The 16,717-nt window shown below is 71.1% G+C and carries 12 protein-coding genes and 2 pseudogenes; 10 read left to right on the top strand and 4 right to left on the bottom strand.

Annotated elements, in window-relative coordinates; genetic code table 11:
• Positions 1 to 4 precede the first annotated feature (4 nt).
• From FOJ82_RS12405 to FOJ82_RS12395, 3 genes are read left to right on the top strand one after another with little or no spacing between them, the layout of a single operon-like run.
• Positions 5 to 1,975, top strand: coding sequence for a primosomal protein N' family DNA-binding protein (locus FOJ82_RS12405; protein ID WP_143938805.1), 1,971 nt, complete (start codon positions 5 to 7; stop codon positions 1,973 to 1,975).
• A 2-nt stretch (positions 1,976 to 1,977) separates the two neighbouring features.
• Entirely contained in the window at positions 1,978 to 2,892 is a 915-nt protein-coding gene (gene fmt, locus FOJ82_RS12400; RefSeq protein WP_143938804.1) for a methionyl-tRNA formyltransferase, read from the top strand.
• A complete protein-coding gene (locus FOJ82_RS12395; RefSeq protein ID WP_143938803.1) occupies positions 2,889 to 4,202 on the top strand; it encodes an RsmB/NOP family class I SAM-dependent RNA methyltransferase in 1,314 nt (437 codons plus the stop codon). The genes fmt and FOJ82_RS12395 overlap by 4 nt, the downstream gene beginning before the upstream one ends.
• A 15-nt stretch (positions 4,203 to 4,217) precedes the next feature.
• Here the strand turns inward: FOJ82_RS12395 and rpe are convergent, their stop codons facing one another.
• Together rpe and FOJ82_RS12385 are read right to left on the bottom strand one after the other, a co-directional pair.
• The gene (gene rpe, locus FOJ82_RS12390; RefSeq protein WP_143938802.1) at positions 4,218 to 4,871 is read right to left on the bottom strand and encodes a ribulose-phosphate 3-epimerase; all 654 of its coding nucleotides are present in this window, start codon (positions 4,869 to 4,871) and stop codon (positions 4,218 to 4,220) included.
• A gap of 53 nt (positions 4,872 to 4,924) precedes the next feature.
• A complete protein-coding gene (locus tag FOJ82_RS12385) occupies positions 4,925 to 5,785 on the bottom strand; it encodes a PAC2 family protein (protein ID WP_143938801.1) in 861 nt (286 codons plus the stop codon).
• A 113-nt stretch (positions 5,786 to 5,898) separates the two neighbouring features.
• Between FOJ82_RS12385 and metH the strand changes: the two genes are divergently transcribed.
• Together metH and FOJ82_RS17055 are read left to right on the top strand one after the other, a co-directional pair.
• A complete protein-coding gene (gene metH / locus FOJ82_RS12380) occupies positions 5,899 to 9,378 on the top strand; it encodes a methionine synthase (RefSeq protein WP_143938800.1) in 3,480 nt (1,159 codons plus the stop codon).
• An 11-nt stretch (positions 9,379 to 9,389) separates the two neighbouring features.
• Positions 9,390 to 11,014: pseudogene (locus FOJ82_RS17055) on the top strand (HAD-IA family hydrolase).
• Here the strand turns inward: FOJ82_RS17055 and FOJ82_RS12370 are convergent.
• Positions 10,984 to 11,367: a DUF3054 domain-containing protein gene (locus FOJ82_RS12370; RefSeq protein WP_143938799.1), complete on the bottom strand. Its 384-nt coding sequence runs from the start codon at positions 11,365 to 11,367 to the stop codon at positions 10,984 to 10,986. The pseudogene FOJ82_RS17055 and the gene FOJ82_RS12370 sit on opposite strands and share 31 nt — an antisense overlap.
• 64 nt (positions 11,368 to 11,431) lie before the next feature.
• Here FOJ82_RS12370 and prcB point away from each other — a divergent pair, with 64 nt between their 5' ends.
• The 5 genes and pseudogenes from prcB to FOJ82_RS12345 all read left to right on the top strand — a co-directional run bounded on the left by prcB (position 11,432) and on the right by FOJ82_RS12345 (position 14,952).
• Positions 11,432 to 12,217, top strand: a complete 786-nt coding sequence (gene prcB, locus FOJ82_RS12365) for a proteasome subunit beta (RefSeq protein WP_143938798.1) — start codon at positions 11,432 to 11,434, stop codon at positions 12,215 to 12,217.
• Entirely contained in the window at positions 12,217 to 12,909 is a 693-nt protein-coding gene (prcA, locus tag FOJ82_RS12360) for a proteasome subunit alpha (protein WP_143938797.1), read from the top strand. The genes prcB and prcA overlap by 1 nt, the downstream gene beginning before the upstream one ends.
• Positions 12,888 to 13,955: pseudogene (locus FOJ82_RS12355) on the top strand (prephenate dehydrogenase); the annotation flags it as partial. The gene prcA and the pseudogene FOJ82_RS12355, both read left to right, overlap by 22 nt.
• A gap of 18 nt (positions 13,956 to 13,973) precedes the next feature.
• Complete coding sequence (gene cmk, locus FOJ82_RS12350; protein ID WP_246099889.1) at positions 13,974 to 14,633, top strand: (d)CMP kinase; 660 nt, start codon at positions 13,974 to 13,976, stop codon at positions 14,631 to 14,633.
• Position 14,634: 1 nt separating this feature from the next.
• On the top strand, positions 14,635 to 14,952 hold the full coding sequence (locus FOJ82_RS12345) for a YqfO family protein (RefSeq protein ID WP_143938796.1): 318 nt from the start codon (positions 14,635 to 14,637) through the stop codon (positions 14,950 to 14,952).
• A gap of 10 nt (positions 14,953 to 14,962) precedes the next feature.
• Here the strand turns inward: FOJ82_RS12345 and FOJ82_RS12340 are convergent, their stop codons facing one another.
• Positions 14,963 to 16,573 carry an ABC-F family ATP-binding cassette domain-containing protein gene (locus FOJ82_RS12340; protein ID WP_143938795.1) on the bottom strand — a complete coding sequence of 537 codons (1,611 nt, stop codon included), beginning with the start codon at positions 16,571 to 16,573 and terminating at the stop codon, positions 14,963 to 14,965.
• Between the last annotated feature and the right edge of the window lie 144 nt (positions 16,574 to 16,717).

Here is a 16,717-nt window from a genome sequence, read left to right as displayed (position 1 = left end):
GGAGATGTCGCAAGCCGCACCGGCGCTGATCGGCGACCCGCAGCCACCCAGGGTGGCGCGGGTCGCCGTCGACATTCCCCTCGCCCACCTGGACCGGTTGTTCGACTACGCCGTCCCTGAGGAGTTGGCGGAGGCGGCGGTGCCCGGCGTCCGGGTGCGGGTCCGGTTCAGCGGGCAGCTTCGCGACGGCTGGCTGGTGGACTTCGGCGAACCCGAGCCCGGCATGAAGCTGTCCAAGCTGCACGCCGTCGTCTCCTCCGAGCCCATCCTCACCCCCGAGCTCTACGAGCTCCTGCGCAACGTCGCCGACCACTACGCGGGCGTCTGGACCGACGTCGCCCGGCTCGCGATCCCGCCCCGCCACGGCGCGACGGAGAAGGCGAACCAGCGGGAGTGGCCCGATCCCAAGGAGGCCGACCCGCCGACGGTGCTGCCCCGCTTCGACGACGGCGAGGGCTTCCTCGGCGCCATCGCCTCCGGCGGCAACCCGCGTGCGTTCTGGCAGGTGCCGCCCACCTCGGCGGCGCCGGGTGACCTGCTCGGCGGCGTGGTGGAGGCGGTGGCCGCCACGGTGGCCTCTGGCCGCAGCGCCGTCGTCGTGGTGCCCACGGCCCGGGAGCTCGAGCAGGCCCACGCCCGGCTGTGCCAGGCGTTCGGGGCCAGCGCCGTGGCCACGCTCAGCGCCGACCTCGGCCGCTCCGCCAGGTACCGCAACTACCTCGCCGCAGCGCGCGGGCAGGCGCGGGTGGTCGTGGGGACGCGCAGCGCAGCCTTCGCGCCGGTGCGGGACCTGGGCCTGGTGGTGGTCGTGGACGACGGCTCCGACACGCACGCCGAGCTGCGCGCCCCCTACCCCCACTCCCGAACGGTGGCGGTGCTGCGCACCGTCCAGTCGTCCTCGGCGCTGCTGTTCGCCTCGCACGCCCGCTCAGCCGAGGCGCAGGGTCTCATCGCGTCCGGCTGGCTGCACCCCATCGCCATGACTCCGGCACAGACCCGCCGGGTGAGCCCGCCGGTTCGGATCGTGGGGGACGACCCGGCCCGCGAGCCCACCGCCGCCCGGCTGCGGCTGCCCTCCGACGCGTTCCGGTTCCTGCGCGACCGGCTCCCGCAGGGACCGGTGCTGGTGCAGGTGCCGCGGTCGGGGCACTCCGCGTCCCTGAGTTGTCGACGCTGCGGCAACCAGGCGCTCTGCAGCAAGTGCAGCGCCCCGCTGCGGATGCGGTCCAAGGGAGTTGTCTCCTGCTCGCTGTGCGGGCACCAGCCCGCCCGCTGGGAGTGCCGGCACTGCCACGGCAGCGAACTGCGCTCCACCGTCGCCGGGGCCGCACGGACGGCCGAGGAGCTCGCACGGGCGTTCCCCGGGGCGCTGGCCGTCAACAGCTCGTCCGACTCGATCCGCCCCGAGGTGCCAGACACCTCCGCCATCGTCGTCGCCACCCCCGGCGCCGAACCCCTCGCTCCGCACGGCTACGCCGGTGTGCTGCTCCTGGACACCGGCCTGATGCTGGCGCGCCCCGACCTCCGGGTGGAGGAGGAGTCCCTGCGGCGCTGGCTGAACGCCATGGCGCTGTGCCGCAGCCCCGAGGAGGGCGGCACCGTGGTGGCCGTGGGCACTCCGCAACACCCCACGCTCCAGGCCCTGGTGCGGGGCGACGTCGGCGGCTTCATGGAGCGAGAACTGGCCGAGCGCGCCGCCGTCGGGCTGCCGCCGTCGGCGAAGGTGGTCCGGGTGGGTGGGGACCCCGACGCCCTGGCCGAGTTCCTGGACAACGACCCGTTCGAGCAGGTGGACATCCTCGGCCCCACGGAGCTGCGTGGCGGACCGGAGCCGGAGTTCGCCGCCCTGCTGCGCGTGCCGCTCGAGCGCGGCAAGGAGCTCGTGTCCCGAGTGAAGGCCGCCGCCGCGATCAGGTCCGCGCGCAAGGAAGGTGGCAGGCTGTACATCCAGGTGGACCCCGAGGTGATGGAGTAGGCATGAGACTGGTCTTCGCAGGAACCCCCGAGGTGGCGCTGCCGCCGCTGGAGGCGCTGTTGGCCTCCGAGCACGAGGTGGTGGCCGTCGTCACCCGGCCCGACGCGCCGTCGGGGCGCGGGCGCAAGCTGACGCCGTCGCCGGTGGGGCAGCGCGCCGCCGAGCTGGGGCTCGAGGTCCTCAAGCCCGCCAAGCCGTCCGACGAGGCGTTCAAGGCCCGTCTGGCCGAGCTCGCACCCGACCTGTGCCCCGTCGTGGCCTACGGCGGATTGCTGCCGCAGTCAGTCCTGGACATCCCGCGCCTGGGCTGGGTCAACCTCCACTTCTCGCTGTTGCCGCGCTGGCGCGGCGCCGCGCCCGTGCAGCGCGCCATCATGGCGGGTGACGAGGAGACCGGAACCGCCTGCTTCCGGATCGTGAAGGAACTCGACGCGGGCGACGTCTACCGGATGGAGTCCCAGCCCATGCCCGATGCCACCGCCGGGGAGGTCCTGGCCCACCTCTCGGAGTCGGGTGCCGCGCAGCTGGTGGAGACCGTCGACGCGATCGCGGCCGGCGAGGAGCCCGTTGCGCAGGAGTCCGAGGGCATCACCCTGGCTCCCAAGATCACCGTCGAGGAGGCGCGCCTGGACTTCGGCAGGAGCGCCGCCGAGCTTCGCAACCAGGTGATGGGGTGCTCCCCCGATCCGGGCGCGTGGTGCGAGCTGGACGGCGAGCGCCTCAAGATCTACCGGGCTGCGGTCGTCGACGACGCCACCGCCCTGGCCCCGGGTGAACTGCTGTTGCGGAAGAACCGCGTCCTGCTGGGAACAGGTGACGGACTCCTCGAGCTGCAGGAGGTGCAGGCCGCCGGGAAGAAGCGGATGACCGCGGCGGACTGGGCCCGCGGCGGCCACTCCGGGGCGGTGCTGTCATGATGGCCACGCAGCCCAGCAGCCCACGCCGGGTCGCGTTCGACGTGCTGAGGCAGGTCACCGGCGAGGACGCCTACGCCAACCTCGCCCTCGCCAAGCGCCTGGCGACGGCTGGCCTCGACACCCGGGACGCCGGGTTCGTGACCGAGCTGGTCTCGGGCACCTGCCGCTTGATGGGCAGCTACGACCAGATCATCGAAGCCGCCGGGGGGCGGCCGCTCTCCACCCTGCAGCCCGCGGTGGTGGACCTGTTGCGGCTCGGTTCGCACCAGGTGCTCAGCATGGACGTTCCCGACCGCGCCGCCGTGGCAGCCACCGTCGACCTGGCCCGCGAGACCGTCGGGCAGCGCGTCACCGGCGTGGTCAACGCCATCCTGCGCAAGGTGGCGGCAAGGACCTTGGAGCAGTGGGCCACGGACCTGGACCTGAACGGGCACCACCCGAGGTGGGTGGCCGACGCCTACGCCGAGGTCCTCCCCGCCGAGGAGGTGGCCGAGGCATTGGCCGCCAACAACGTCCCACCCGTGCCAACCCTGGTGGTCCGTCCGGGACTCCTGCAGCGCGACGAACTCGTGGCGCTCGGTGCGCGACCCACGCGGTTCTCCCCCTTCGGTGCCTCCTTCGAGGGGCAGCCGGCGAGCCTGGAGCCCGTTCGCGACGGCCGCGCCGGCGTCCAGGACGAGGGCTCGCAGCTGGTGGCGTGGGCCCTGGCCCGGGTGCAGGCGCCCGAGGGGCCGTGGCTCGACCTGTGCGCCGGCCCCGGCGGCAAGGCGGCCCTGCTCGCGGGCCTGGCGCGCGAGGCCGGCCAGGTACTGGTGGCCAACGAGGTGGCAGAGCACCGGGCGCAGCTGGTGGAGCAGGCGCTCACGGCCTATCCAGCGGGCACCGCGCAGGTGGTGTGCTCGGACGGCCGTGACCCGGGTGCGTTCAGTGAGCAGGGCCCCTATGCCCGCGTGATGGTCGACGCCCCGTGCACCGGTCTCGGGGCGTTGCGGCGTCGGCCCGAGTCGCGCTGGCGGCGCAGCGCCGACGACGTGGCCCAGCTCGCCGGACTGCAGCGCGAACTCTTGCGCTCGGCCCTCGATGTCACGATGCCCGGGGGAGTGGTGGCCTACGTGACCTGTTCACCGCACCGGGCCGAGACCCGCGACGTCGTCTCCGACGTGCTGGCGGGGGAGCCGGGCGTGGAGCTGCTGCACGCGGCCGACCACCTGCCGGGTGAGCTGGACGCCGCCGACGGGGACTTCGTCCAGTTGTGGCCCCACCGGCACGGCACGGACGCGATGTTCCTTGCCCTGCTGCGCCGGAGGTGACGGCTGGGCGTCGGTTCAGTGGGCGCAGGCCGCGACGGCGAGCTCGCGCAGGCGGTTGACCATCGCGTTGGGATTATCCGCCGAGTAGACGGCCGAGCCGGCCACGAACGTGTCGGCGCCGGCCTCGGCGCACCGCTCGATGGTCTCCACGGAGACGCCGCCGTCCACCTGGATCCAGACGTCCCGCTCGCCGAGGAGCTCTCGGGTGCGGCGGATCTTCGGCAGCACCAGGTCGAGGAACTTCTGGCCGCCGAAGCCCGGTTCCACCGTCATCAGCAGCACCATGTCCACCTCGCCGAGGGCATCCGCGACGGAGTCGATGGACGTGGCGGGGTTCAGCGCCAGCGAGGCGCGCGCCCCGAGTCGTCGAAGCTCGCGGGCAAGCCGGATCGGGGCCTTCGCGGCCTCCACGTGGAAGGTGACGGACTCGGCGCCGGCCTCGGCGTAGGAGGGCGCCCAGCGATCCGGGTCGGCGATCATCAGGTGGATGTCCAGCATCTGCTGCGTCGACTTCCTGATCGCCTCAACCACGGGTAGCCCGATCGTCAGGTTCGGCACGAACCGGTAGTCCATCACGTCGACGTGGATGGCGTCGGCGTCGGGGATCCGGGCGATCTCGGCCCCGAGGTTGGCGAAGTCTGCGTTGAGGATGCTGGGGGTGATGCGCATGGCGACACCCTATCGAGAAGCATCATCTGGCCGGCCGTCGGCCCGGTCCATGGTCAGCCCCGGTTCTCGCCCGAACCGGCATCGGGGCCCTGCCTGCCGCGCAGGTAGCGCTCGAACTCCGCGGCGATGGCGTCGCCGGTGGCGTCCTCGACGTCCGAGGCGTCCTTGGCCTCCTCGAGCTGCTCGATGTACTCGGCCACGTCCGGGTCCTCCTGGCTGAGCTCGTCCACGGCGGCGGTCCACTTGTCCGCCTCTGCCGGGAGGTCGTCCAGCTCCAGGGAGATCTGCAACGCGTCAGAGAGCTGGGTCAGCACGGCCTGCTGCGCCTTCGGGTTGGGCGGGGTGGCGACGTAGTGCGGCACCGAGACCCACAGGGAGATGGTGGGGATGTTCTCCACCATCAGGAACTGGTTGACCACCCCGATGATGCCCGTGGGGCCCTCGTACTCGGAGGTTCCCAGCGTGAACCGGTCACGCAGGCCGGAGTCAAAGCTGTACATGTTCACCGGTAGCGGCCTCGAGTGGGGGGTGTCGCTCAGCATGGCGCCGAGCAGCACCACCATCCCGGGCTCGACGAGCTTGATCCGGTCCACCAGTTCGTGGACGTAGGAGCGCCAAAGCAGACTGGGCTCGGGTCCGACGACCACGAGCAGGTCCCGGTCCGGGTGGCGCACGAGCTGGAGGGTGGTGTGCGGCCACTGCAGCCAAGGGCCGTCGGGGGCGCGTCGCACGTTGGGCCTGGTGGCCTGGAAGTCGTAGTAGCGCTCGTCGTCGATCCGACCGAACTCCTCGTTCGGGTACTTCTCGAGGAAGTAGAGCGCGCTGTCGCTCGCCGCGTTGCCGGCGTCGTTCCAACCGCTGAAGGCGATCACGACGGCCGGGTCGCGAAGATCTCCCAGACGCTCGAACTGCATTCCTCCATCATAGGACGCGGGGCATGGCTACCCCAGTCGGCGACTCGCCACCGTCTCGGCTGTGCGCGAACGCGGTCGGGCGGACACGGCCGCGAGGGCTAGTGTTGGGCACCATGTCGACCTCAATCCTGAACGCCCTGCAGTCCCGTGTCCTCGTCGCCGACGGAGCCATGGGAACGATGCTGCAGTCGTTCGGTGACCTGAGCCTCGCCGACGACTTCCTGGACCTCGAGGGCTGCAACGAGATCCTCAACGTCACCCGGCCAGACATCGTGGCCCAGATCCACCGCGCCTACTTCGAGGCCGGCGCCGACTGCGTCGAGACCAACACCTTCGGAACGAACCTCGCCGCGCTGAACGAGTACGGCATCACCGACCGCCTCGAGGAGCTGGCCCTGGCGGCCGCGAGGATCGCCCGTGGCGTGGCCGACGAGTTCTCCACCCCGGACAAGCCGCGCTACGTGCTCGGCTCCGTGGGGCCCGGCACCAAGCTCCCCAGCCTCGGCCACGTCCGGTTCGCCGAGATCCGCGACGCCTACCAGCTCCAGGTGGAGGCGATGGTGGCCGGCGGCATCGACGCCGTCCAGATCGAGACCGCACAGGACCTGCTGCAGGCCAAGGCCGCGGTCATCGCAGCCAAGCGCGCCCGCGCGAAGCTGGGCGTTGAACTCCCGATCTTCGTCAACGTCACCGTCGAGACCACGGGCACGATGCTCCTGGGTTCCGAGATCGGGGCGGCCCTGACCAGCCTCGAGGCCCTGGGCGTCGACGTGATCGGCCTCAACTGCGCCACGGGTCCCGCCGAGATGAGCGAGCACCTGCGCCACCTCTCGCGCCGCGCCAACATCGCCATCGGCGTCATGCCCAACGCCGGCCTGCCCGAGCTGACGGCCGACGGCGCCCGCTACCCGCTCACCCCCGAAGGGCTGGCCGACGCGCTCGGCCAGTACCTCGAGGAGTTCGGGATGAACGTCATCGGCGGCTGCTGCGGCACCACGCCCGAGCACATCCGCCTCCTGTCCGAGCGGTTCAGCGGCCAGCCCGTGAAGGAGCGCACCCCGGACCTCGAGCGATCCGTCTCCAGCCTCTACATCGAGGTGCCGCTCACACAGGACGCGAGTTACCTCAACATCGGCGAGCGCACCAACGCCAACGGCTCCAAGGCGTTCCGTGAGGCCATGCTGGTCGAGAACTGGGACGAGTGCGTGGAGATCGCCAAGGCCCAGGCCCGCGACGGCGCCCACGTGCTGGACCTGTGCATCGACTACGTCGGCCGAGACGGCGCCAAGGACATGGACACCATCGCGTCCCGGCTGGCCACCGCCGTGACGCTGCCGATCGTGCTGGACTCCACCGAGCCGCCGGTGATCCAGGCCGGCCTCGAACGGCTCGCCGGTCGCTGCATCATCAACTCCGTCAACTACGAGGACGGCGACGGACCCGAGTCCCGGTTCGGTCGGGTGATGCCGATGGTCAGGGAGCACGGCGCCGGCGTCGTCGCGCTGACCATCGACGAGGAGGGACAGGCCCGCACCGCCGAGTGGAAGGTGCGCGTCGCCTCCCGGCTCATCGAGGACCTCACGGGCAACTGGGGCATGGACGTCGGCGACATCCTCGTGGACTGCCTCACCTTCCCGATCGCCACGGGGCAGGAGGAGACCCGGCGCGACGGCATCGAGACCATCAACGCCATCCGCGAGCTGAAGCAGAAGTACCCCGGCGTCCATACCACCCTCGGCGTCTCCAACGTCTCCTTCGGCCTCAACCCGGCCGCCCGCATCACCCTGAACTCGGTGTTCCTGAACGAGTGCGTCGCCGCGGGCTTGGACTCGGCCATCGTCCACAGCGCGAAGATCCTGCCGATGGACCGCATCCCCGAGGAGCAGCGGGAGGTGGCGCTGGACCTGGTCTACGACCGACGCCGCGACGGGTACGACCCGCTCACCAGGTTCCTCGAGCTGTTCGAGGGCGTCACCGCGGCCGACGCACGGGCCACCCGGGCCGCGGAACTCGCCGCGCTGCCCCTCGCGGAGCGCCTCTCTCGACGCATCATCGACGGCGAGGCCAAGGGCCTGGAGGCCGACCTCGACGAGGCGCTGGAGGCCAAGCCGGCGCTCGACATCATCAACGAGGACCTCCTGGCCGGCATGAAGGTGGTCGGCGAACTCTTCGGCTCCGGCCAGATGCAGCTGCCGTTCGTGCTCCAGTCCGCCGAGGTGATGAAGACCGCCGTCGCCCACCTGGAGCCGCACATGGAGAAGGTGGAGGACTCCGCGGGCAAGGGCACCCTGGTGCTCGCGACCGTGCGCGGCGACGTCCACGACATCGGCAAGAACCTCGTCGACATCATCGTGAGCAACAACGGCTACACGGTGATCAACATCGGCATCAAGCAGCCCATCAACGCGATCGTCGAGGCCGCCGAGCAGAACAAGGCCGACGTCATCGGCATGTCCGGGCTGCTGGTGAAGTCGACCCTGGTGATGAAGGACAACCTCGCCGAACTCAACCGCCTCGGGCTCGCGGACAAGTACCCCGTCCTCCTCGGCGGTGCCGCACTGACCCGGACGTTCGTCGAGCACGACCTCGGCGACATGTTCGAGGGCCAGGTCCGCTACGCCAAGGACGCCTTCGAGGGGCTCGCCCTCATGGACGCCGTGATGGCCGTCAAACAGGGCGTTCCCGGAGCCAAGCTGCCCGAGCCGCGCAAGCGTCGGCACACCAAGACGTTCGTGGAGGAGGTGGTGGACATGGACTCGCTGCCCACCTCCGACGTCGCGCGCCGCATCGACGTGCCCACCCCACCGTTCTGGGGCTCGAGGGTGGTCAAGGGGATCGCGCTGGCCGACGTCGCGGAGTGGCTCGACCACCGCGCCACGTTCATGGGCCAGTGGGGCCTGCGCGGCACCCGCGACGGTGCCTCCTACGAGGAGCTCGTCGAGACCGAGGCGCTTCCCCGGCTGCGGATGTGGATGGACCGGATCAAGACCGACAACCTCGCCAACTTCGGGGTGGTGCACGGCTACTGGCCCGTCCACAGCGAGGGACGCACCCTCGTCGTCGGGGACCCGCAGGACCCGACCCGCGAGCTCACCCGGTTCACCTTCCCGCGGCAGCGACGCGACCGGCACCTGTGCCTGGCCGACTTCTTCCGCAACAAGGAGGAGGCCGCCGAGCTCGGTCCCGACGTGCTCGCCATGCAGCTCGTCACCATGGGATCCGAGGTGGCCAAGGGCACCGCGAAGCTGTTCGAGAACAACAACTACCGCGACTACCTCGAGCTCCACGGCCTGTCCGTGCAGCTCACGGAGGCGCTCGCCGAGTTCTGGCACCACCGCACCCGGCAGGAGCTGGGCCTCACGGGTGAGGGAGAGGTCGAGGCGGCCATCCGCGACCAGGCCTACCGCGGGTCGCGCTACTCCTTCGGCTACCCGGCCTGCCCGGACCTCGAGGACCGCGTGAAGCTGGTGGAACTGCTTGAACCCCACCGGATCGGCGTTGAGTTGAGTGAGGAGCTGCAGCTGCACCCCGAGCAGTCGACCGACGCGATCGTGCTGCACCACCCGGAGGCCAAGTACTTCAACGCGAAGTAGGCTCGGAGGCCATGTCCGAGAATCGCACCCCCGCCGCCGTCCTGTGGGACTTCGACGGCACGCTGGCCGACACCGAGACCGTCTGGACGGAGGTCCAGCAGTCACTGCTGGCAACCTACGGCCTGTACTGGGACGACGAGAAGATGAAGTCGTTGATCGGGGTCGGGGCCATGACCACGGCCGAGCTGGTGGCCGAGGCGCTTGGCGAGCCGGAGCAGGCCACCCACTTCCACGACCGCGCCGAGGAGGGGGTCGTCGCCCGGATCCGGGAGGGTCTGTCCTGGCTCCCGGGCGCGCACGACCTGCTTGAGCAGATCGACGCCGCCGGGGTCCCGAGCGCGATCGTCACCGCCAGCAGCCGCAGGGTGATGGCACCCGTGATGGACCACCTGCCACCGACCGTGAGCTTCGTGGTCACCTCCGACGACGTGAGGCAGAGCAAGCCGGATCCCGAGGGCTACCTGCAGGCGATGGCTCGCCTGGGGGTGGATCCCGCCGACGTGATCGTGCTGGAGGACTCCGTGCCGGGGTCGCAGGCGGCGCTCGCCGCGGGCGCGGTGGTCTATGCTGTACCGGCTCTGGCTCAACTCGAGCCGCATCCGAGGATGAAGGTCTCCACCAACGGTCTCAGGTCCACCACCTGGGCGGATCTGGTGGCGGTCTGGAACGAAAGAAGCAGATGAATCTCTCCGGCGTCACCGACGGCCCACTCCAGGCGGGGGACCGCGTCACCCTCACCGACCCGAAGGGGCGACGCAAGTCCCTCGTCCTGCGGGAGGGGGCCGTCTGGCACACCACCCGCGGCGCGGTCAGCCACGACGACATGATCGGCCGTCCGGACGCCATCGTCGTGACCTCCGTGGGCGGGATGGAGTACCTGGTGCTCCGGCCGTTGCTCAGCGAGTTCATGGTGTCCATGCCCCGCGAGGCCGCCGTCGTCTACCCGAAGGACGCCGCCCAGATCCTGATGTGGGCCGACATCTTCCCGGGCGCGCGCGTCCTGGAGGCCGGTGTCGGCTCCGGCGCCCTCTCGCTGGCGCTGCTGCGGGCGATCGGCCCCGAGGGAAGCCTGCACTCCTACGAGCGGCGCGAGAAGTTCGCCGACGTGGCGCGCAAGAACGTGGAGACCTGGGTGGGCGGTCCGCACCCGGCCTGGCGGCTCACGGTCGGGGACCTCGTGGAGTCGATCACCGACGAGCCACTCGACCGCGTGATCCTCGACATGCTCGCACCCTGGGAGTGCATCGACGCCGTGGGCGAGCGCCTGGTGGCCGGCGGCGTGGTCTGTTGCTACGTGGCCACCTCCACCCAGCTCGGGCGCGTGGCCGACACCCTGCGCGCGCACGGCGGCTTCACCGAACCCCACCTGACGGAGACCACGGTGCGGGACTGGCACGCCGAGGGACTGGCGATCAGGCCGGGCCACGGCACCTCCGGGCACACCGGGTTCCTGGTGATCTCACGCCGCCTGGCGCCCGGGGTCCAGGCGCCCATGCGCAAGCGTCGCCCGGCGCCCGGCGCCTACGGCCCCGACTACACCGGCCCCAGGCCGGCCAACATCCCGGGCGCGGCCGCCCAGGCCGAGTCGGTCCAGGAGGAGCAGCCTCAGGACGAGGGGACAGCGGCAGACGACTGAGCCCCGCCGCGCCGGACCAGCCCGGCCACCAGGCGCCACCCGAACAGCGCCGCGGCCAGCACGAGTGTGGCCACGAGCACGAAGGGCAGCGCCGCGCCTCCGCCGGCGAGGATCCGCAGGCCCATCCCACCCAACAGCGTGACCAGCCACACCACCAGGGCCGAGCGGAACCCGAAGCCGTCGTCGTCGAGCAGGTTGACGACCACCCAGCCGAACAGGCAGGCCACGACGAACGGCCACGCGGTCTGGAGGATGCCGAGCGGGGTGAGGTCGCCGCCGTGCGTGGCGCGGCCGATGGTGGCGAACACCAGCACGAGCAACAGGTCGAAGGCGGCCGGGACGATGCGCATCATGGGGGCAAACCTATCGCGGCGACTCCACTAGGATCGGCTGGGCAACCACACAGGAGGCGAATCGATGCACGAGGGCAATCCCGCGTCGTTCAGGGACTACGTGTCACGCGTGGCCCCTGGGGCGCTGCCCACCCCGGTACCCGGCGAGGGCGCCGTCCACGGCACCACCATCGTCACCGCAGCCTTCGACGGCGGCGTCCTGATGGCGGGGGACCGCCGCGCGACGCTGGGCTCCACCATCGCGATGCGCGACATCGAGAAGGTCTTCGGCGCCGACCGCCACTCGGTGATCGGGATCGCCGGCGTGGCCGGGCTTGCCGTCGACCTGGTGCGCCTGTTCCAGGTGGAACTGGAGCACTACGAGAAGGTGGAGTTCGCAGAGCTCAGCCTCGACGGCAAGGCGAACCGGCTCGGGACGCTGCTGCGCGCCAACCTGCCGCAGGCCATGCAGGGGCTTGGCGTGCTGCCGCTGTTCGTGGGATGGGACCCGCAGGCCGGGCGGGGCCGGATGTTCTCCTACGACGCGACGGGTGGTCGCTACGAGGAGCAGAGCTTCGCGGCCGTGGGTTCCGGTGCTGTGTTCGCCAGGGGTGCGCTCAAGAAGCTGCACGACCCCCGCGCCGGCGAACGCGAGGCGGCCCTCGCCCTGCTCCAGTCGCTCTACGATGCCGCCGACGACGACTCGGCCACCTCCGGCCTCGACCTCACCCGGGGGATCCTGCCGCTGGTGATGAGCGTGACGGCCCACGGCGTACGGCGGTTCGACATCGAGGAGCTGCGTCCGCTGGCCGAGGAGATCCTGGCGGCGAGGGCGTACCGTCCCGACGGCCCTCGAGCAGGAGCGCTGTGATGTCCGCCCCCTTCTACGTGTCGCCCGACCAGCTGATGCAGGATCGCGCGGAGTTCGCCCGCAAGGGCATCTCGCGCGGCCGCTCCGTCCTGGCGCTCAGCAGCCCCGCGGGGATCGCGCTCGTCGCGGAGAACCGCTCCGACAGCCTGCACAAGGTGGCCGAGATCTACGACCGCATCGGCTTCCTCGCCGTCGGCCGCTACAACGAGTTCGAGGCGCTGCGCGTGGCCGGGATCCGGCAGGCCGACCTGCGCGGCTACTCCTACGACCGCCGTGACGTCACGGCGCGTGGACTCGCCGGCCAGTACTCCCAGTTGCTGGGTGCGGCGTTCTCCGGTGCCGAGAAGCCCTACGAGGTGGAGCTGGTCGTCGCGGAGCTCGGATTCGAGGCCGCCGGGGACGTGCTGTTCCAGATCTCCTACGACGGCAGCATCTCCGAGCACCACCGGTTCGCCGTCCTCGGCCGGGACTCCGACGGCATCGCAGCCCGGGTCCGCGCCGGGCTCGACGGGGAGGGTGCCACGGACCTGCCGGCGGCCGTCCGGCTCGCGCGTGCCGCACTTTCGGAGGACGGGCCGCTCGGTGCCGATGCGCTCGAGGTGGCAGTGCTGGAGCGAGGCCGCGGCAGTCGCCGCACCTTCCACCGCGTGACCGGGAGACAGCTCGAGGAATGGCTGGTCGAGGCCCAATGACCTGCGTACTGATCATCGGGGCCGGGCTCGTCGGCTCCTCGCTCGGGCTCGCGCTGACCCGCGCCGGCGTCGACGTCCACCTCGAGGACCGCTCGAAGTCCCACGCCCGGGTGGCCGCCGGCATGGGCGCCGGCCGGATCACGCCGCCGCGGGCCGACGAGGTCGACGTGGTCGTCGTCGCCACACCACCGGCGACCATCGCGGGCGTCGTCCGCGAGGCCCTGGAACGGTTCCCCCTCGCCGTGGTCACCGACGTCGGCTCGGTGAAGGCGGCGATCGTGGACGAGGTCGGCCGCACCAGTGCGCACCACGGGCGCTACGTCGCATCGCACCCGATGGCGGGTTCCCAGTTCAGCGGCCCCCTGACTGCCACCGCCGAGCTGTTCCAGGACCGCACATGGGTGATCACGCCGTCGCCCGCGAACCCCGACCGGAGCGTGGCCACCATCCGTGACCTCGCCTCGCTCACCGGCGCGCGCGTCGTCGAGCTGAGCCCCGCCGCGCACGACGAGGCTGTCGCCCAGGTCAGCCACGTGCCCCACCTGATGAGCATCCTGACCGCCAGCCACCTGCGCGAGGTCCCGGGGGAGCACCTGCGCCTGGCCGGACAGGGCATCCGCGACGTCACCCGGATCGCCGGCTCCGACACCGCGATGTGGCGACAGATCATCACCACCAACGCCGCGGCGGTGCGGGAGGAACTGGAGGAGGTCGCCGAGGACCTGTCCTACCTGATCTCCGTCCTGGACCGGCCGGACCTGCTCGAGGAGTGCCTCCGCATCGGCCAGAGCGGCGCCCGCTCGTTGACCGGCAAGCACGGCCGTGCCCCCAAGGACGTCGTCGAGGTCACGGTGGAGATCCCGGACGAGCCGCGCGCCCTGGCCCGGCTGTTCGGGGACGTCGGCGAGATGGGGTTCAACGTCGAGGACTTCGACCTCAGCCACGACGCAGTCCGTGAGGTGGGCTACCTGTCCATCTCCGTCGCGCAGTCGAAGGGCGAGCAACTGCGCGCAGACCTCACCGACCGGGGCTGGACCGCCTGGTCCGCCGAGATGGAGGCACACATGACCGGACCCATGGTCATCGCGATCGACGGACCCAGCGGGTCCGGCAAGTCCACGACGGCGAGGCTGCTGGCGCAACGCCTGGGTCTGGCCTACCTGGACACCGGCGCCATGTACCGCGCCATCGCGTGGGCGTACCTGCGCTCCGGGCTCGACGCCTCCGACACCGAGGGGATCCGGAGCCTCGCCGTGTCCACGGACCTGAGGATCGCCACGATCCCGGACCAGCCGCGCGTGAGCGTGGACGGTGAGGTCGTGACCGACGCCATTCGCGAGCCCCGGATCTCCGAGAACGTCTCCACCGTGGCCGCCATCCCGGAGGTGCGGAAGTTCCTGATCCGCAAGATGCGCGAGATCATCGCCGCCCACGGGCGCCGCATCGTCGTCGAGGGGCGCGACATCACCACTGTCGTCGCCCCCGACGCACAGGTCCGGGTGCTGCTCGTCGCCGACCCGGACGCGCGCGTCGCCCGCAGGAGGGCCGAACTGGGGGAGAGGGTGGACGAGACCGCCGTCACCGACCAGGTGATCCGACGCGACCGCGACGACTCGCGCGTCACCAACTTCACCGAGGCCGCCGAAGGTGTGACGGTCATCGACTCCACGCACATCGGCCCCGACGAGGTGGTCGAGCACATCGTCCAGTTGACGCGGCGCTGACATGGGCGGCCTCGACGTGCTCGTGTTCTACGTCCCGGTGGCGGACACCGACGCCGTGCTCGCGGCCCTGTTCGAGGCCGGCGCCGGCCGGGTTGGGGACTACGACTCCTGCGCCTTCGTCGCGCCCGGCCGCGGCCAGTTCCGGCCGCTCGCCGGCGCCGACCCGACCATCGGCCACCTCGATCAGCTGACGCACGTCGACGAGAACCGGGTGGAGCTCACCTTCCCGCGCGAGATCCGCGCCCACGTCGTCGCGGCCCTGCGGGAGGCGCACCCCTACGAGGAGCCGGCCTTCCATGTGCTGGAGAACCAGGCCTGAGCGCTGACCGTCACGGCGCGCCGTGCTCCGTCAGTGCGCCGGTCCGGTCGAGTTCAACCACCTGGTCGAGTTCCAGTCGCGCCAGGAGGTGCTGGTCGTGGCTGATCACGAGCAGCCCGCCGCGGTAGGAGCGCAGGGCGTCCACGAGTTGTCCGACGCTGTCGAGGTCGAGGTTGTTGGTGGGCTCGTCGAGGATGAGCAACTCCGGCGGCGGGTCGGCGAGCAGCAGCCGCGCGAGGGCGACCCGGAAGCGTTCCCCACCGGACAACGTGGCGACGGTTCGGTCCACCGCCTCGCCGCGCAGCAGGAACCTCGCCAGGGCGCCGCGCACCTCCTGCGGCTGCCGCTCCGGCGCGGCCCGGCGCACCACCTCGAGGACGGTTGCGGCGTCGTCGAGTTCCAACCGCTGGTCGAGGTGTCCGTACCGGGTGGTCAGCAACCTGCCCGCGGCGGGTGTGTGCCTCGGCTCCAAGGGATGGAGCAGGTGCCGAACGAGGGAGGTCTTGCCAACCCCGTTGTCGCCGACGAGGCCGATTCGGTCCCCGCCGGTGACGTGCACGGTCCGGTTCGTGCCCACCAGCTCCGCCAGCCGTCGTCCTCGGGCGGCTCCCGGGTCGACGATGTCGACCCGGATCGAACGGTCGGCCCGGACCCGCTCCTCGGCCGCGCCCACCGCTGCGGCGGCCTCGGCCACCTTCTCGGCAGCCTTGATGTTCTCGGCCGCACGAACCTTCTCGGACTTCTCGGCCCACGACTTCATGGTGATGCGTGGTGCCCGCTTGTTCACGTAGTCCTTGCGGCTCTTCTGCTCGCGCCTTGCCATGGCCGTCTGCACGTGGTCGCGCTCCCTGCGCTCGGTCCGCAGCTTCTGTTCCGCTGCCCGGACGGCCTGCTCGGCGGCTGCCTGCTCCGCCGCGAGGTGCTCCTGGTAGGCGTCGAAGTTCCCGCCGTGCAGGGTGAGCCTGCCCTCGTGCAGCTCGAGGATGGAGTCGACGAGGTTCAGCAGGGTGACGTCGTGGCTGACCACGAGCAGGGTCCCGTCCCACTCCCGCACGGCTTGGTGTAGCGCCTCGCGGGACCGGGCGTCGAGGTTGTTGGTGGGTTCGTCGAGCAGGGCGACGGCGCCGCCTGCCAGCTCGAGTCCACACATCGCCGTCAGCATCAGTTCGCCACCCGAGAGCGTGGCCGCGGTTCGGTCGAGGACACCGTCGGCGTGCAGGCTCGGGACGCGTCGCGCCAGGAGCGCGATTGCACGCGCCTCGACGTCCCAGTCCTGCCCCACGGTGTCGTAGTCCGTCTGCTCGAGGCTGCCTGCCTCGATCGCGCGCAGGGCTCCCAGGACGTGGTCGATGCCGAGGAGTTCGGCCACCGTCGCCTCAGGGCGCTGGAGCAGGTCCTGACGCAGGCGGATGACGGCACCGGGGGTCTCCAGGTGACCGGCGGTGGGTCTCAGCTCCCCGGACAGCAGGCGAAGCAGGGTGGTCTTTCCCGTCCCGTTGCGCCCGACGACGCCGGTGCGGCCGGGAGGAATGGTGGCGTTCAGCCCGTCGAGCAGCGGCGGACCGAGCGGGTCGAAGCCGAAGCTGAGGCCGGACAGGACGATTGAGTCAGTGGTGTGCATGGATGCTCCTGGGTTGGTCGGGCTTGCGCCGAACCGGAGCAGGCATGCTCAACGGCTACGACGCGGGTCAGCGGCGCGACCAGGAATCCACGAATCATCCAATCGTCGGGAACAGGGGCCCGAACACATTAACCGATACCATGC

Origin of the sequence: Tessaracoccus rhinocerotis (assembly GCF_007197885.1) — a bacterium.
In the GTDB taxonomy this organism is placed as follows: domain Bacteria; phylum Actinomycetota; class Actinomycetes; order Propionibacteriales; family Propionibacteriaceae; genus Arachnia; species Arachnia rhinocerotis.
This window is presented reverse-complemented; position numbering and strand designations above follow the sequence as displayed.

Bases quoted from the DNA above. Each gene is read 5' to 3' on its own strand.
- metH (WP_143938800.1), top strand. From the start codon at position 5,899: ATGTCGACCTCAATCCTGAACGCCCTGCAGTCCCGTGTCCTCGTCGCC.
- FOJ82_RS12385 (WP_143938801.1), bottom strand. From the start codon at position 5,785: ATGCAGTTCGAGCGTCTGGGAGATCTTCGCGACCCGGCCGTCGTGATC.
- FOJ82_RS12370 (WP_143938799.1), bottom strand. From the start codon at position 11,367: ATGATGCGCATCGTCCCGGCCGCCTTCGACCTGTTGCTCGTGCTGGTG.
- rpe (WP_143938802.1), bottom strand. From the start codon at position 4,871: ATGCGCATCACCCCCAGCATCCTCAACGCAGACTTCGCCAACCTCGGG.
- FOJ82_RS12395 (WP_143938803.1), top strand. From the start codon at position 2,889: ATGATGGCCACGCAGCCCAGCAGCCCACGCCGGGTCGCGTTCGACGTG.
- prcB (WP_143938798.1), top strand. From the start codon at position 11,432: ATGCACGAGGGCAATCCCGCGTCGTTCAGGGACTACGTGTCACGCGTG.
- cmk (WP_246099889.1), top strand. From the start codon at position 13,974: ATGACCGGACCCATGGTCATCGCGATCGACGGACCCAGCGGGTCCGGC.
- fmt (WP_143938804.1), top strand. From the start codon at position 1,978: ATGAGACTGGTCTTCGCAGGAACCCCCGAGGTGGCGCTGCCGCCGCTG.
- FOJ82_RS12345 (WP_143938796.1), top strand. From the start codon at position 14,635: ATGGGCGGCCTCGACGTGCTCGTGTTCTACGTCCCGGTGGCGGACACC.
- prcA (WP_143938797.1), top strand. From the start codon at position 12,217: ATGTCCGCCCCCTTCTACGTGTCGCCCGACCAGCTGATGCAGGATCGC.
- FOJ82_RS12340 (WP_143938795.1), bottom strand. From the start codon at position 16,573: ATGCACACCACTGACTCAATCGTCCTGTCCGGCCTCAGCTTCGGCTTC.
- FOJ82_RS12405 (WP_143938805.1), top strand. From the start codon at position 5: ATGTCGCAAGCCGCACCGGCGCTGATCGGCGACCCGCAGCCACCCAGG.